This is a genomic window from Metabacillus idriensis, from assembly GCF_050483325.1.
Lineage (GTDB): Bacteria > Bacillota > Bacilli > Bacillales > Bacillaceae > Bacillus_P > Bacillus_P idriensis_A.
The window spans coordinates 162,995-176,298 of record NZ_JBCMYF010000011.1 but is presented as its reverse complement, the minus strand read 5'-3'; the positions used below and the strand labels follow the sequence as shown (position 1 = coordinate 176,298).

Annotated in this window: 16 protein-coding genes; 4 read left to right on the top strand and 12 right to left on the bottom strand. The window is 41.6% G+C overall.

Annotation, left to right across the window (positions count from 1 at the left end; translation table 11 throughout):
* Positions 1-27: 27 nt before the first annotated feature.
* Positions 28-267 carry a DUF3951 domain-containing protein gene (locus ABEQ24_RS07900; RefSeq protein ID WP_430006270.1) on the bottom strand — a complete coding sequence of 80 codons (240 nt, stop codon included), beginning with the start codon at positions 265-267 and terminating at the stop codon, positions 28-30.
* A gap of 15 nt (positions 268-282) precedes the next feature.
* Positions 283-564, bottom strand: a complete 282-nt coding sequence (locus tag ABEQ24_RS07895; RefSeq protein WP_430006269.1) for a YwdI family protein — start codon at positions 562-564, stop codon at positions 283-285.
* 355 nt (positions 565-919) lie between these two features.
* Here ABEQ24_RS07895 and ABEQ24_RS07890 point away from each other — a divergent pair, with 355 nt between their 5' ends.
* Complete coding sequence (locus ABEQ24_RS07890; protein WP_430006268.1) at positions 920-1,267, top strand: general stress protein; 348 nt, start codon at positions 920-922, stop codon at positions 1,265-1,267.
* Between the two features lie 148 nt (positions 1,268-1,415).
* Here ABEQ24_RS07890 and ABEQ24_RS07885 read toward each other — a convergent pair whose 3' ends face one another.
* The 4 genes from ABEQ24_RS07885 to ABEQ24_RS07870 form a co-directional block, all read right to left on the bottom strand.
* Positions 1,416-2,087, bottom strand: coding sequence for a uracil-DNA glycosylase (locus ABEQ24_RS07885; protein WP_430006267.1), 672 nt, complete (start codon positions 2,085-2,087; stop codon positions 1,416-1,418).
* Between the two features lie 21 nt (positions 2,088-2,108).
* On the bottom strand, positions 2,109-2,411 hold the full coding sequence (locus tag ABEQ24_RS07880) for an ArsR/SmtB family transcription factor (protein WP_430006266.1): 303 nt from the start codon (positions 2,409-2,411) through the stop codon (positions 2,109-2,111).
* 17 nt (positions 2,412-2,428) lie between these two features.
* Positions 2,429-3,193 carry an SDR family NAD(P)-dependent oxidoreductase gene (locus ABEQ24_RS07875; protein WP_430006265.1) on the bottom strand — a complete coding sequence of 255 codons (765 nt, stop codon included), beginning with the start codon at positions 3,191-3,193 and terminating at the stop codon, positions 2,429-2,431.
* 103 nt (positions 3,194-3,296) lie between these two features.
* The gene (locus ABEQ24_RS07870) at positions 3,297-4,100 is read right to left on the bottom strand and encodes a glycosyltransferase family 2 protein (RefSeq protein WP_430006264.1); all 804 of its coding nucleotides are present in this window, start codon (positions 4,098-4,100) and stop codon (positions 3,297-3,299) included.
* A gap of 166 nt (positions 4,101-4,266) precedes the next feature.
* Between ABEQ24_RS07870 and ABEQ24_RS07865 the strand changes: the two genes are divergently transcribed.
* Together ABEQ24_RS07865 and ABEQ24_RS07860 are read left to right on the top strand one after the other, a co-directional pair.
* Complete coding sequence (locus tag ABEQ24_RS07865) at positions 4,267-4,584, top strand: general stress protein (protein ID WP_430006263.1); 318 nt, start codon at positions 4,267-4,269, stop codon at positions 4,582-4,584.
* Positions 4,585-4,907: 323 nt separating this feature from the next.
* Positions 4,908-5,636, top strand: coding sequence for a L,D-transpeptidase (locus ABEQ24_RS07860; protein WP_430006262.1), 729 nt, complete (start codon positions 4,908-4,910; stop codon positions 5,634-5,636).
* On the opposite strand, the gene ABEQ24_RS07855 is transcribed toward ABEQ24_RS07860, so the two are convergent.
* Both ABEQ24_RS07855 and ABEQ24_RS07850 read right to left on the bottom strand, forming a co-directional pair.
* The gene (locus ABEQ24_RS07855; RefSeq protein WP_430006261.1) at positions 5,637-6,566 is read right to left on the bottom strand and encodes an SDR family NAD(P)-dependent oxidoreductase; all 930 of its coding nucleotides are present in this window, start codon (positions 6,564-6,566) and stop codon (positions 5,637-5,639) included.
* A gap of 49 nt (positions 6,567-6,615) precedes the next feature.
* A complete protein-coding gene (locus ABEQ24_RS07850; RefSeq protein ID WP_430006260.1) occupies positions 6,616-7,188 on the bottom strand; it encodes a TetR/AcrR family transcriptional regulator in 573 nt (190 codons plus the stop codon).
* A gap of 160 nt (positions 7,189-7,348) precedes the next feature.
* Here ABEQ24_RS07850 and ABEQ24_RS07845 point away from each other — a divergent pair, with 160 nt between their 5' ends.
* Positions 7,349-8,164 (top strand): bifunctional hydroxymethylpyrimidine kinase/phosphomethylpyrimidine kinase, encoded by an 816-nt coding sequence (locus ABEQ24_RS07845; RefSeq protein ID WP_430006259.1) that lies wholly within the window; start codon positions 7,349-7,351, stop codon positions 8,162-8,164.
* A 248-nt stretch (positions 8,165-8,412) separates the two neighbouring features.
* Here the strand turns inward: ABEQ24_RS07845 and ABEQ24_RS07840 are convergent, their stop codons facing one another.
* The 4 genes from ABEQ24_RS07840 to ABEQ24_RS07825 form a co-directional block, all read right to left on the bottom strand.
* On the bottom strand, positions 8,413-9,852 hold the full coding sequence (locus ABEQ24_RS07840; RefSeq protein ID WP_430006258.1) for a glycoside hydrolase family 32 protein: 1,440 nt from the start codon (positions 9,850-9,852) through the stop codon (positions 8,413-8,415).
* Between the two features lie 13 nt (positions 9,853-9,865).
* On the bottom strand, positions 9,866-10,816 hold the full coding sequence (locus ABEQ24_RS07835) for an aminoimidazole riboside kinase (protein ID WP_430006257.1): 951 nt from the start codon (positions 10,814-10,816) through the stop codon (positions 9,866-9,868).
* Between the two features lie 96 nt (positions 10,817-10,912).
* A complete protein-coding gene (locus ABEQ24_RS07830) occupies positions 10,913-12,292 on the bottom strand; it encodes a sucrose-specific PTS transporter subunit IIBC (RefSeq protein WP_430006256.1) in 1,380 nt (459 codons plus the stop codon).
* 183 nt (positions 12,293-12,475) lie between these two features.
* Positions 12,476-13,297 carry a PRD domain-containing protein gene (locus ABEQ24_RS07825; protein ID WP_430006255.1) on the bottom strand — a complete coding sequence of 274 codons (822 nt, stop codon included), beginning with the start codon at positions 13,295-13,297 and terminating at the stop codon, positions 12,476-12,478.
* Positions 13,298-13,304: the final 7 nt, after the last annotated feature.

The window sequence follows — 13,304 nt, the reverse complement described above, 5'->3', positions numbered from 1 at the left end:
ACAGACAGCGGATTCGTCAACAGATGTTCAAATCTTTGGATTCTTGTTTTTATTTTTGTCATCACTCTGGCCGCCCTCATCCTCCTCCATATACTTTTCCTCGTGAAAGGCGACGGGTGCCTGGCCGGTTATTTCATCAAAAGGAGTATAATACGTTGTTACTGTCTGCTTTTTGACAAAAATTTTATATAACCCTATGAAAACCAGGATGATAATTATGAGTGGAAATGAAATGACGGCTAGATTTACAAAATCATTCGGACTCATAAAACCGCCTCCTGTTTAAAAATCAAAAATAGAATCCCCGTTCACGCCGTCCTCTTCTTTTTTCTTGCCCAAATTGGATGTCCCCATCATTTTTTGCAGCTGAAGAGCATCCACTTGATGATGAGATGGCTGCTGCTTCGTTTCATAGCGCTCTTCCGTCTGCTCTTCAAGCACCAGATCACAGAGGGTTTTCACCGCAAGCAGCCTCTCTCTTACTTCTGCATCATTTGATCCGTGCATCGCGCGGTGAATTTCTTTTTCCATTTTCGCAAGCAGTTTTGAAATATGTATATCCATCCTTATCATTCCTCCATTACTTTGGTATTTCTGCAATCCTGGGACATTATCTTTTTGGTGTGTATTTCAAACAGGATTCACCTGATGATTTTAGTACGGTTACGGAAGGTCTTGCAGCAGATTTAAACCTGTAAGCTCTGCAGCCGTTTGGAAAATCCCTGTCCCAAGTGACATAATAATACGTGCATTTTAAACAGTTAATCGGCTGATTCTTCATTTTATATCCTGCCTTTTTTATCGTCTTTACAGCCTATTATATCAAAGTTACAGATCATCGCCTGTAAAAAAAGAGGTTTAACCATGTACGATTCGTGCTATTTAATTACTATGAAACCTAAAAGGAGAGTGAATAGTAATGAAACCAGCTGTAAAAGAATATACAAATGACGAATTATTGAAAAATGACGTGATGGACCTGAAAAATAAAGGTGTCGACAAGCACGACATTTATATTCTCTCACATGATGACGAGCGCACAAACCGTGTAGCAAACAGCGCTGAAGCAAATACGATCGGCATCTCTGAATTAGGTCTCGGAAGTGCGGTCGGCAACATTTTCAGCAAAAAGGGCGATGAGCTCCGCACGAAATTAGAGGAAGTCGGATTCAGCTCTGCAGAAGCAGAACGCTATGAAGAAAAGCTCGATGAAGGTAAAATCTTATTGCTTGTTACAGATCATGAGCGTGTAACGGGCTGGGTGTAACCGAAAAGCGGAATCGCCCGTTTAGCTCAGGCATGACAGATAAGTCTCAGCCAGAAAAAAACGGGTTTGCCTTTTTGAGCGATGGGCAAAATCTTATACTTTCTTATCCCGTCAGTAAAGAGGAGGTGCAGTCCGCACCTCCTCTTTACTATTTTATTTCCCAGTCAATTTCCTTCCGGCCCATTTCCTTGAGTGCTTCGTTCGCTTTTGAAAACGGTTTGCTTCCAAAGAATCCTTTTCTGGCGGAAAAAGGACTTGGATGCGGCGATTGAATCACAATATGCTTTCCGGTATCAATCAGTGATTTCTTTTCTGCTGCATGCTTTCCCCATAATATAAACACAACTGGCAGGTCTCGCTCATTCAGAAGCTCAATAATGCGATTTGTGAACGTTTCCCAGCCTTGTCCTTTATGTGAGGCAGCCATGCCTTTTCTCACTGTCAAAACCGTATTCAACAGCAGCACACCCTGCTCCGCCCATTTTTCCAGTGATCCATGATTAGGGGGATTGTATCCAAGGTCATCCTTCAGTTCAAGAAAAATATTGCGGAGAGAAGGCGGAAGCTTAACTCCCTCCTGAACAGAGAAGCTGAGTCCGTGTGCCTGATTTGGTCCATGATAAGGGTCCTGTCCAAGAATCACGACTTTTACATCCTCATATGAAGTGAATTGCAGTGCATTAAACAAATCTTCCTTATCTGGATAGATCGTTTCTGTTTCATATTCTGTCTTCAAAAATTCTCTCAGCCTCTGATAATAGGGTTTTTCAAATTCCGGCTTGAGCCATGTCCACCAACCGTCATGAAGCAGCTGTTTCATCTGTTTCCACCCTTTCTGAGGTTAAATACAGGTTTCTTCTACTAATGTAATTAATTTTTTCAGCAAGGTAACGGAATCTTCAAGTGCTAATGAATAAAACCTCTTCGTTCCCTGCTGTTCAATGCTTACCAATCCCTGATCCTTCAAAATTTTAAGATGGTGGGAGATGGCTGGTCTTGAAAGCCTGGACTGATCGGCTATTTCATTCACAGTCAGACGTTCTGTTTCAGCTAATAAAAGAATAATATCCTGTCTCCCCGGATCCCCGAGAGCATGGAATAATGGGATGCATGAACGAAATGTATCAATGGCTTGTTCTCCCATTTTGCTTCACACCTTTCTTACGCGCGCTCTTGCGTCTTCCTCACAATGCCTGTTACTGTTTTTCGCGGCATGAACCGTACAGCTGCTGCAAGAATCTTATTTTTAAAGCCTGGAATAATCAGCGTCTGTCTTTTTTTCATCCCTTCAAATGCCGCATCGGCAACCGTTTTCACATCCATTACTCCGCTTTTAAAGAGCTTGGATTGTCCAAGGTCTGCCCGTTCGCTGAAGCTTGTTTCAGTAGGGCCGGGACATAAGACAGAGACTGTTACACCAGTGCCTTTTAGTTCATTTTCAATTGCTTCACTAAATGATAACACATAAGCTTTTGTCGCGTAATAAACAGCCATCAAAGGTCCCGGCTGAAAAGCGGCAGTGGAGGCAACATTTAATACCTGACCGGATTTTTTTGATATCATATGAGGCAAAAATAACTTGGTTAGCAGTGTAAGAGATTTTACGTTCAAATCAATCATGTTCAGCTCATCTAATACAGACGTGTTTTTAAAATCCCCATACAGTCCAAAGCCGGCATTGTTCACCAAAACATCAACATGAATCCCCTCATCCTGCAATTCCTGAAACAACTCATGAATCTGGTTCATATCACTTAAGTCCTTGGCTTTGACGATTGCTGTCGTATGATTAAGTTCGCCTGCAAGTTGCATCAGTTTCGTTTCATTTCTTGCCGTCAAGATTAAACGGTACCCATCATGCGCATACTTATATGCGAGTTCTTTTCCAATTCCATCTGATGCTCCTGTAATTAAAACGGTTTTCATATATATTTAACCCCTTTTTAGTTCATTTGTTTAAATGTTTAAACATACGATATCACGGAGGCTGATTCTTTGCAAACTAAAAAACCTCCCGCCGCAGCAGGAGTCAGGTAATTATTCTGGATATCATCGGCTTCCCGTCCCAAACAAGCAAGCTCAGCGCTTCTCTTGCTTTTAACTCGGGTTCTTCTAACAAAACAAAGAAGTTTTTTTGAGGAAGCTCTCCCAATTGATGTTTCTCACTCAGCTTTTCAAGGTAAGATTGTCTTCTCTCATTAAGAGCTGCGGATTGATGATTGCCTGTATCAGAAAAAGCATAAATAACGCTTGCCACAGGAACCCGCTTTACTTGAAATTTTTCTGAAACCCTTAAAAAGAAATCCCAGTCCCAATAATTATGGACCTCGGGGTCATAATATCCAATCGACTGATGCACCTCTTTCAGATACAAGCTTCCTGACGGTACAAACGTTGAGAAGCGCCTCATCTCCTTTGCATCATAGGAATAGGCGAATAACCTGCGGCTAACAGGCACACGGACGTTATTTTGAACTTTAAATTCGACAATTTCAACATCTGAATAAACAAGATGTGCATCTGTCAGTTCATGCACCATTCTTTCAATATGCTCAGGGGCGAAATAATCATCATCATCACATAGCATAATGGCATCGCCCTCTGCCTGAAATACTCCGGTATTTCGGGCATGAACATGTCCTGTATTTTCTTCTAGATTCATCATCCGAATCGGCAGATCATCGTAGGCAGATGTTAAAGAGTCTGCCGGCTCTCCTCCATCGTTCACAATAATAATTTCGTGCGGACGGTATGTTTGACGGGCAATTGATTCCAGAAGCTCAGCAAGAGTGTAAAGACGGTTATACGTCACAATAACGACCGAAACTCGCAATAGAGATCTCCTCATTTCTTTGATTATTTCTACTGATCATTAAATCATAAAAAGGAAAAGATTTCTCTAGGCTGAACCTTTAGACCCATTTATAACCTTCTTAGTTTTTAAATTTAGATTATTGGGTATCTATTAACTATCAGCACATATAAGGAGAGAGATTAAAATGAAAACATTTGTAGTTGAAAATGGTGTTCAAGCAACAGAAAAAATCAATCACCTTGAAGTTGAAGGGTTTGTGAAAGACGATATTTATTTATTCGCACATGACCCGACCCGTTCAAAACATCTTACTTCCGGTACAGATACTGAAAGTGTCGGCTTATCAGAACAAGGCGTCTTTTCATCAATGAAAAACGTATTCCGTTCACGCGGAGATGAGCTACGCTCAAAAATGGTTTCTCTTGGCTTAACAGAGAATGAAGCAGCTCATATGGAAGAAGAACTTGATAAAGGCAAAGTAGTTATCGTAGCACACCAATAATTCATACAATCTATATTTCCCCCTACTAATATAGATGTATAGGCGGGTCTCATGTCTCATGAGACCCGCCTTTTTTATATTTCACGGAACAATTTAACACCTCTTCCCGTCTTATGCTATGAAAGAAGGAAAAAAATGAAACTCCTTTCATTGTCAGCTTTCGACAAGAAGATTCTACATGTTCTTCAGTCTGTGTCTGGTAATCTTTTCTTGTAATCAGAAAAACGGAGCTGCCTGTTTAGCTCAGGCATGACAGGTAAGAATCCGGAAGAAAAGTCCGGATTTGACTTTTCTGCTACTAAATAAAAGGGGACTAGAGAGAAATGAAAAAATGGTTCATGCTGTTTGCCGCTCTTTTCTTATTTGCATCCTTTGCCGCACCAGCTAAAGCAGATGCTGTACCACAGCTGATTATCATTAACAAAAGCACGAATAAACTCGCATTTTTTGACAGCGGTAAACTAGTTAAAGTATTTAATGTCGCAACAGGGAGAGATAATTCGTTTACCCCGGAAGGAACGTTTCCGATTGTAAACAAGATAAAAAATCGTCCTTATTACAAAGACAAGATCCCGGGGGGCGACAGCAGAAATCCGCTTGGAGACAGATGGCTCGGTCTTCATGCACTTGGCACCAATGGAACGACCTATGCCATCCATGGCAATAGCAATCCAAATTCCATCGGAACTTATGCCAGCGCTGGCTGCATCCGTATGTATAATGAAGACATCCGCTATTTATTCGACCTAGTACACACAGGCACCTCTGTTATCATTCTTCACTCAAACCAATCCTTTGAAGCAATAGCTGCCGCAAACAACTATCCAAATACTGTACCCGCAGATTCAGCACCAGTTGAGGAAGAAAAGAACCCGGAGCCTCCGGCTGAAGAAGAACCTGCTCCCGAACCTGTTGAAAAACCAAAGCCAGCAGCAACGGAACCTGAAGAAGAAGATCCATTAACCTGTATGAAAAGGAAAATACAAGGCCGTATTTATTTTCCGGATATTCACATTAAAATGGATCTTTCGTGTTCCCCAAAAACCAGCTGATCAGCTGGTTTTTTGCATGGAGGAAATGACTGCTCTTATTCCCTTGTCATAGGGCGTTCTCGGAACCGGGCCAATTTCTTTTTCATATTTGGATCCGGATAAAAGAACTGGTTTTTCTGTTAAATACATCATTTCAACTGATTCCCTCATCATTTTGTCGAAAAGACCGATGAATGAAATCATGCCTTTTTTAACCGTTATCACTTTTTTGCTGTATCCAGTTGCGCCGCGTACCATTTCAACGAACTCATTTCCAGTCATTGTCCCCGCTCCGGGAATGTTCCAATTTTGCTGATAAGCATGTGGAGTGAGGGCAAGTTCAACCGCAGCTTTCGCACCGTCAGGAGTATAAATATATTCTCTTTCAAGGTCTAAAGAGCCGACAAATTGAGAGGTTTGATTTTGCAGCATCTGACCCAGTGTATAATGGATATAGGTATTTTCAGCATTTGGACCATAATAATCCGGAAAATGAAGAATGAGATAGGGAATTTCTGCTGACTTCACCATCTGTTCAAGCTGAAGTCTGATTTTCCCCTTTTTAGTATGCGGATCCTTTGAGGCATCTTCTGTGACAGCCTCTGATTGTCTTCCATAGGCGTATATATTGTCTGCAAGTATGAAGCGTGAATTTTCTTGTTTAACAGCATGCAGCAAGTTTTGCATAATACGCGGATGTCCATCCGCCCATTCAGGATAAGGAATATTAATGCTGTGAAAAATAAATTCTTTCTTCCTGCATGCCTCTGCTGCTTCATCAGCGTTCATTGCATCACCTTGATGAATCTTCACTTCTTTTATATGGCCAAAAAGTTTTTTTAACTTGTGTTCATTTCTCGCGAAAGCTGTAACTTCAAACCCTCTGCTGACAAGTTCCATGACAAGTGCGTAACCCATTCCGCCTGATGCCCCAAAAACAATTGCATTCATTTTGATTTTCCTCCCTTTTATTAACCACCGTTCAATTAAAGGCGAAAAATTAAGATAACCCCTTCATTAAAAAAAGAACATGTGTCTTCACCAGAGGCTCCACCTCTTCAAATGTCATTCCTGTCTTGCAATAATGCGTTACAAATCCATGCAGAGACAAAAAAACAGACCAAATGACATTTGCCGAAAGCTGCTGATCCGATAACACATAAATGGCTTGAGCAAATTTATCGTAGCTAGCATTAGGTTCATGAATCATATAGCTAATTACCTCTTCATCTTTGGTTAAAAACATAAGTTCATACTGGCTTTGATTTCTCAAGCCGAATTCAATGTAGCTCTCAAGTATTTTTTGTATTTTTTCTTTATTGCTCAAGTCTTCCTGATCCAAAACATTCATCAATTTTTCATCCAGAAGGTTGAAATCCGCTTTCACCAGCGCATAAAAAAGCTCAGCTTTGTTTTTAAAATGATAGTAGATAGCTCCGTGACTGTAATTCAGTTCTTTGGCAATTTGTCTCATGGAAACGTTTTGATAGCCTTTTTCATTAAATAACTGATGTGCAGCATGCATGATGGATTCCCGCGTAAGTTCTTGATCGACTGCTCTTCTTGCTGCCATATGCATCACTCCCCTTTATTTAACCACTGTTCAATAATAGTATATGGGTATCTTATCCATTTATCAACCTATTTCGCATCAATGGCTAACCTTTTTCTAAATTGTTATAATAGCTGTGTAAGAGTCGTTTTCAATCACCTGGATGGAGGTACACATATTTATGACAATGAAAAAAGCCTTAACATTTGCTGGATCAGACAGCAGCGGCGGTGCTGGAATTCAGGCAGATTTAAAAACATTTCAAGAGCGCGGAGTATATGGAATGACTGCTTTAACAGTCGTTGTAGCGATGGACCCGGCCAATGAGTGGCACCATCAAGTATTTCCCGTGGAATTAGATACCATTAAAGCTCAGGCAGCAACCATCGTTGAAGGAATCGGTGTGGATGCCATGAAAACCGGCATGCTTCCAACTGTAGATATCATTAAACTTGCGGCAGAAACGATAAAAAAGAATGACCTTCAAAACGTAGTTGTGGATCCTGTTATGGTATGTAAAGGAGCGGACGAAGTACTGTATCCCGACCTAGCGGATGCCTTGCGTGAAATCCTTACACCGCTTGCAACAGTTGTTACTCCAAACTTATTTGAGGCAGGCCAATTAAGCGGCATCGGGACCATTACAACTGTTGATCAGATGAAAGAAGCGGCAGTCAAAATTTATGATTTGGGCGCTAAATATGTGCTTGTAAAAGGCGGCGGAAAGCTTCAGCATGAAAAAGCAGTGGACGTTCTTTATGATGGAACAGAATTTCAGATTCTTGAAGGCGAGCGCATCGATACTTCCTATACACATGGTGCAGGCTGCACATATTCAGCTGCGATTACGGCGGAACTTGCAAAAGGTGCATCTGTTAAAGAAGCCATTTATACAGCTAAACAGTTTATTACAGCTGCGATTCGTCATTCCTTCCCTCTTAACGAGTACGTTGGGCCGACAAACCATGCTGCACTGCGTTTATACGAAAGTGAATAAGTAAGCGGAAGCGCCTTAATTGGCAGGCATCTCAGATAAGGCCTGCCAATTAAGGCGCTTTTTGCTTTGGCGGATCCAGTGGGTGGATCTGCCCTGCCTGTTGGACCTGTGACGTAAAATCTTCCCAGAAAATGCACGTTTTCTTCTCATCCAACGCTATTACTATTTAAGCAATTATCCTCAAATCGACTATTTTCTCTACTCTTAAATAAAAAAAGCCGCCATTAAATAGGCAGCTATCCATTCTATTACAAATCCCATTTCTCCAAATCAAATGCTGTTTCTCCTTTTGAAGAAAAAACAATGCTTCGGTCTTCAGCATTCGGGAAGATCCTCGCCGTAAATACTTCTTCACCATTATTTATAAAAATTTCAATCGATGATGCATCTACAAAAACTTGAAGTTTGGCCAGCTCTGCCAAATGGCATTTTCTTGATTCAGGCAGCCCGTCAGCATAACTGATTCTAGTTAATGTAAACAGCCTATCCCTGCGCGAATAATGCAATTCAGCATTCTTTTTAATAGAAATTTTAAAGGAGTCTTCTACTTTTATATGTTCAAGAAGGAGTTCATAAACAGAACCTTCTGCTTCGTACAAATGAACTTCTTCATTTACCACCCTAATATTTTCATGGACCTGTTCATTTTTTCTGAGAGCTTTTAATTCTTCGACAGGCTCCTGCACCAATTTTTCACCTTTTATCGACAATTTCCTCGGAAATGTCATAGTGTGAATCCATTTCTTTGCTATGGTCGGATGCTTGTCCTCATCTTGGTCAGGTACACTCATCCAGGCAATTAATAAGCGTCTGCCTTTTTCATCAACTGTTGTTTGCGGAGCATAAAAATCAAAGCCTCTGTCAAGCTCCGTGAACTCACCATGCTTTAATGTTGCCGTCTTGTAATCAAGCTCCCCGACAAAGTAGCCGGATTGATAAACGTTCTGATAAAGAATTCCGTCCGGCTCCAAACCTTGAGGAGAAACGATCAGGACATCTTTCCCGCTAAGATGAAATAAATCAGGGCATTCCCACATATAGCCGAACTCACCCAGCATGCCGGTTTTGGAACCGGCAGCATCGCCCAGGTACTCCCAATTATAGAGATCCACAGAGGAGAACAGCGCCGCACGGCCAACCAGCTCTTTTGTTTGAGCTCCAACAACCATATACCATTTTCCTTCATGCTCCCACACCTTTGGATCGCGAAAATGGGCCGTATAGCCGTCCGGAAGTTCAGCTACAACACCTTTTTTGTCAAAATGGATTCCATCTTCTGAGACGGCAAGGCATTGATAGGTTTCCCTTTCACCATTTTCATTTTTCACATTTCCAGTGTAGAACAGGTGAAGTCTATCAAAAGCTTCAATGGCACTGCCTGAGTAGCAGCCATTCTTTTCATACCACTCGCTAGGAGCAAGAGCAATCGGTTCATGCTTCCAATTCACAAGGTCGCTTGAGGTATAATGACCCCAGAACTTTGCTCCATGTCCTGTTTTAAACGGCATCCATTGATAGAAAAGATGGTAAGTTCCCTTCCACTGAATAAAGCCGTTAGGATCATTAAGAAGCCCGACGGGAGGCATAATATGATGCTTCAGCCGATAGGGATCACTCTCAACTGTTTCCCGGCTTGCTTCAGCCTCTTGATAAGCAGCTTCTTTTAACTCTGAATCACGGTATTTCACATCCATCTCTCCTTTATGAGTTTTGCAGAATGCCTTGAACCTCTTGTATTGTAGGCAATGCTGTCATGGCTCCCTTAACCGATGCAGCAAGTCCTCCTGAGACACTTGCAAACCGGCCGATGTTCTGTAATTCCATCTCCGTAAGAGAGGCTGGATTTCCCTCATACTCGTTTAATTGATATAAAACACCTGATACAAAAGCATCTCCAGCACCGGTTGTGTCAACTGCATTTACCTGCATTGCATGAATTCTTGCAGTCACATTCTGTGTAAATGCATAGCTTCCTTCGCTTCCCAGTGTTACAAGCAATAATGGAATGTTATAAGCTGAGAGTTTTTCCACCCCTTTTTCAATCGTTGCTTCTCCCGTTAAAAATTCAAGTTCCTCTTCTGAAATCTTGATTAAATCGGCCGAGCCAAACATAGAAAGGATGGTTTCTCGTGCAGCTTCCTCGTTTTCCCATAAGCTCAATCTTAAATTGGGATCATATGAAACAAGCATTTTGTTCTTTCTGGCAAGATCAACCGCTTTAATAGTCGCACTTCTAGAAGGCTCGCTGATCATAGAAATCGAACCATAGTGAAGGATTTTACTGCTCTCAAACAGCGATTCGTTCAGTTCCTCCTTTTTCAAATAACGGTCTGCACTTGGATTGATATAAAAATCAAACGAACGCTCTCCATTTTCTGCCAATGTAACAAATACAGCACCTGTTTTCGCTTCATCTGACAGCAGCATATGATCTGTACGAACCCCGTAAGAAGCTAGAGTATCTTTTAAAAAAGTCCCGAGCACGTCATTTCCCACTTTTCCAAGAAAAGCTGATTCAGCTCCAAGTCTCGCTAAACCGACTGCAACGTTTGCAGGCGCGCCTCCCGGACTTTTTTGATAGATTAAATTATCCGAATCTACTGGTATAAAATCGATTAATGCCTCTCCTAAACTGATAATCCCTTTTTTCATGGAAGCAGCTCTCCTCTCAAGTGAAAGAAAAATCAGGCATCCAACTGCCTGATTTTTAGTTATAGCTTACTTAATTCTTGTTTTAAATAGCAAGTCCTACTTTGTCTCTTCTTCTTTTAATCCCAGAAGCAGTGTTGCAATGAAAGCACCCGCTGCGGCAATGACAAATCCGATCAGATAATTCATGATCGCCGATGTTCCGAATGGAGCAACAATGGCAATCATCGGAATGCCCGTTAATCCATAGGCATTTGCCGCAACATTCGTAAAGACAACGTATGCTCCGCCAAGTGCTCCGCCAATCATACTGCCAATAAATGGATTTCTGTAGCGCAAGTTGACTCCGAAAATAACCGGCTCGGTAATTCCCAAGAAAGCCGAGAATGCTCCAGGCAATGCAATTTCTTTTGTTTTCGCACGCTTTGTCATGAAGAAAACGGCGAGTCCCGCTCCGCCCTGGGCAACGTTTGCCATTGACCAGATCGGGAGGAGATAGTTCTTCCCAAGATCTGCAAGCAGGCCTGCTTCAATGGCATGAAAGCTGTGATGAACACCTGTCAGTACGATTAAAGAATAGGTTCCTCCAAAGATCAGCCCCGCCATAAAACCAGCTGTATCATATACGTAAGTTAACGTAGTCGTAATCAGAGTTCCTAATCCGCGGCCAATAGGGCCAATAGCAATTAAAGCGATAAAACCTGTTGAGATGATCGTCAAAAATGGTGTCACAAGCAAGTCAATCGAGTTAGGTACAATTTTTCGAAGCCCTTTCTCAATTTTGCTCATCATATATACAGCAAGAAGAATGGGAATAACGGTTCCCTGATAGCCAAGCATCGCGATATCCATTCCCGCAAAATTCAAATACTCCGGCTTCGCTTCAGCCAGTCCCCACGGATTCAGCAGGGCAGGGTGTGTCAAAATCCCCCCGATGACTGCCCCTAAATAGGGGTTTGCTCCAAACTCGCGGGATGCGCTGACACCAATTAGAATCGGCAGAATGATAAATGCTGCACTTGAGAACATATCAAGCAAAACAATGAATGGACTGTCTGTACTAACCCACTCAAATGCTTTCATCATCCCAAGCAGACCCATTAATAAACCGCTTGCTACGATTGCCGGAATGATCGGAACGAAGATATTCGACAGTGTTTTTGCAAACCGGGCAAATGGATTCATTTTTTGCTTTACAGCTTCAGCATGCGATACGGTATCTGCATCGATCCTTCCGATCATTGGCTGCAGCTGTTCATAGACTTTATTCACATTCCCTGTACCAAATATAATTTGAAATTGCCCGGAACTTGCGAATGCGCCTTTAACCCCTTCAACCTCTTCTATTTCCGCTTTATCGGCTTTGCTTTCATCCTGCAAAACCAAACGGAGCCTTGTAGCACAGTGAGTGGCACTGATGATATTTTCTTTTCCGCCGAGCAGCGGAACAATTTTTTCTGCAGCGTCTTTGTAATTCATTGTTAATCCTCCTTTAGAATAGAAAAAAGACCTAAAACTTATAAAGGTATCATAGACAGAGGTTCTCCATTGATCTCTTTACAAATTTTAGGTCTTGCCTGCATAACCAGTCACAATCCCGGATATCAAGTTTTTTAATCCGCTTTCATTGTATGGGATGAAAGCGTGTGCGTCAAGATTTTTTTAATCGCTTAATCTCTGAATATGAAGAGTAATGTAGCCGATCTCTGATTCTGGAAAATGCAGATTGTATTCCTCGCTTAAATAATCGGCAATCTTTATTGAACATTGATAGGAAAACTTGTATTTTTCCTGAATCAGGCTCAGCATGTCTGTATCCATGACATGAAATTCCTCGTCCTGCTCGAGGCGATTTAAGGCGAATCTAAGGTGAGTCAGCAGACGCTGATAGGAAATGGAATTTTCACTGAGCTTTAGTCCGAAATGCTCTTCTATTATGCTGATTGATTCTTTAATAATGGACGTATGCTTTAGAGTAACTGTCATATCAGCAGAATCTAATTTCGCCGTATGAATATGGAGGGCAATGTGTCCCGCTTCATCTTCCGGAAGAGTTATGCCAAGCTTTTCCTGCACCTTTTGGATTGCCCATTGTCCAATCTCAAATTCTTTTTTGTAGAGAACTTTAATTTCATTCAGCAATTTATTTTGAATTTGATATCCTTGCTGAATTCTTTCTATAGCAAACGACAGATGATCTGTCAGAGCTATGTGAATGTGATTGCTGAGCGGCGACATCAGACGGCCTTCCGCATAGCTGATGATTTCCTCGGCAAGCTCGACGTGATCTTCGGGGACCATTTGCAGCAGCTGCTGAAATTTTTCGTTTTCTTCTCTCATCACAAATATCTTTTCAATTTTGCCGGCCGGTATAATATCATTTTTGCTTTTTTGAAAAGCAATTCCCGGACCCATTACAATTTTCTCCTGCTGATTATCAAGAACGACTGCAGCATTATTGTTTAAGATTTTATAAATTCTCAAAGGTCCA

Excerpts from the sequence above, each read along its gene's own strand:
- ABEQ24_RS07830 (WP_430006256.1), bottom strand. The coding sequence starts at position 12,292 with ATGAATTACAAAGACGCTGCAGAAAAAATTGTTCCGCTGCTCGGCGGA.
- ABEQ24_RS07885 (WP_430006267.1), bottom strand. The coding sequence starts at position 2,087 with ATGAAACAGCTGCTTCATGACGGTTGGTGGACATGGCTCAAGCCGGAA.
- ABEQ24_RS07865 (WP_430006263.1), top strand. The coding sequence starts at position 4,267 with ATGAAAACATTTGTAGTTGAAAATGGTGTTCAAGCAACAGAAAAAATC.
- ABEQ24_RS07875 (WP_430006265.1), bottom strand. The coding sequence starts at position 3,193 with ATGAAAACCGTTTTAATTACAGGAGCATCAGATGGAATTGGAAAAGAA.
- ABEQ24_RS07855 (WP_430006261.1), bottom strand. The coding sequence starts at position 6,566 with ATGAATGCAATTGTTTTTGGGGCATCAGGCGGAATGGGTTACGCACTT.
- ABEQ24_RS07860 (WP_430006262.1), top strand. The coding sequence starts at position 4,908 with ATGAAAAAATGGTTCATGCTGTTTGCCGCTCTTTTCTTATTTGCATCC.
- ABEQ24_RS07845 (WP_430006259.1), top strand. The coding sequence starts at position 7,349 with ATGACAATGAAAAAAGCCTTAACATTTGCTGGATCAGACAGCAGCGGC.
- ABEQ24_RS07895 (WP_430006269.1), bottom strand. The coding sequence starts at position 564 with ATGGATATACATATTTCAAAACTGCTTGCGAAAATGGAAAAAGAAATT.
- ABEQ24_RS07835 (WP_430006257.1), bottom strand. The coding sequence starts at position 10,816 with ATGAAAAAAGGGATTATCAGTTTAGGAGAGGCATTAATCGATTTTATA.
- ABEQ24_RS07880 (WP_430006266.1), bottom strand. The coding sequence starts at position 2,411 with ATGGGAGAACAAGCCATTGATACATTTCGTTCATGCATCCCATTATTC.
- ABEQ24_RS07890 (WP_430006268.1), top strand. The coding sequence starts at position 920 with ATGAAACCAGCTGTAAAAGAATATACAAATGACGAATTATTGAAAAAT.
- ABEQ24_RS07850 (WP_430006260.1), bottom strand. The coding sequence starts at position 7,188 with ATGGCAGCAAGAAGAGCAGTCGATCAAGAACTTACGCGGGAATCCATC.
- ABEQ24_RS07900 (WP_430006270.1), bottom strand. The coding sequence starts at position 267 with ATGAGTCCGAATGATTTTGTAAATCTAGCCGTCATTTCATTTCCACTC.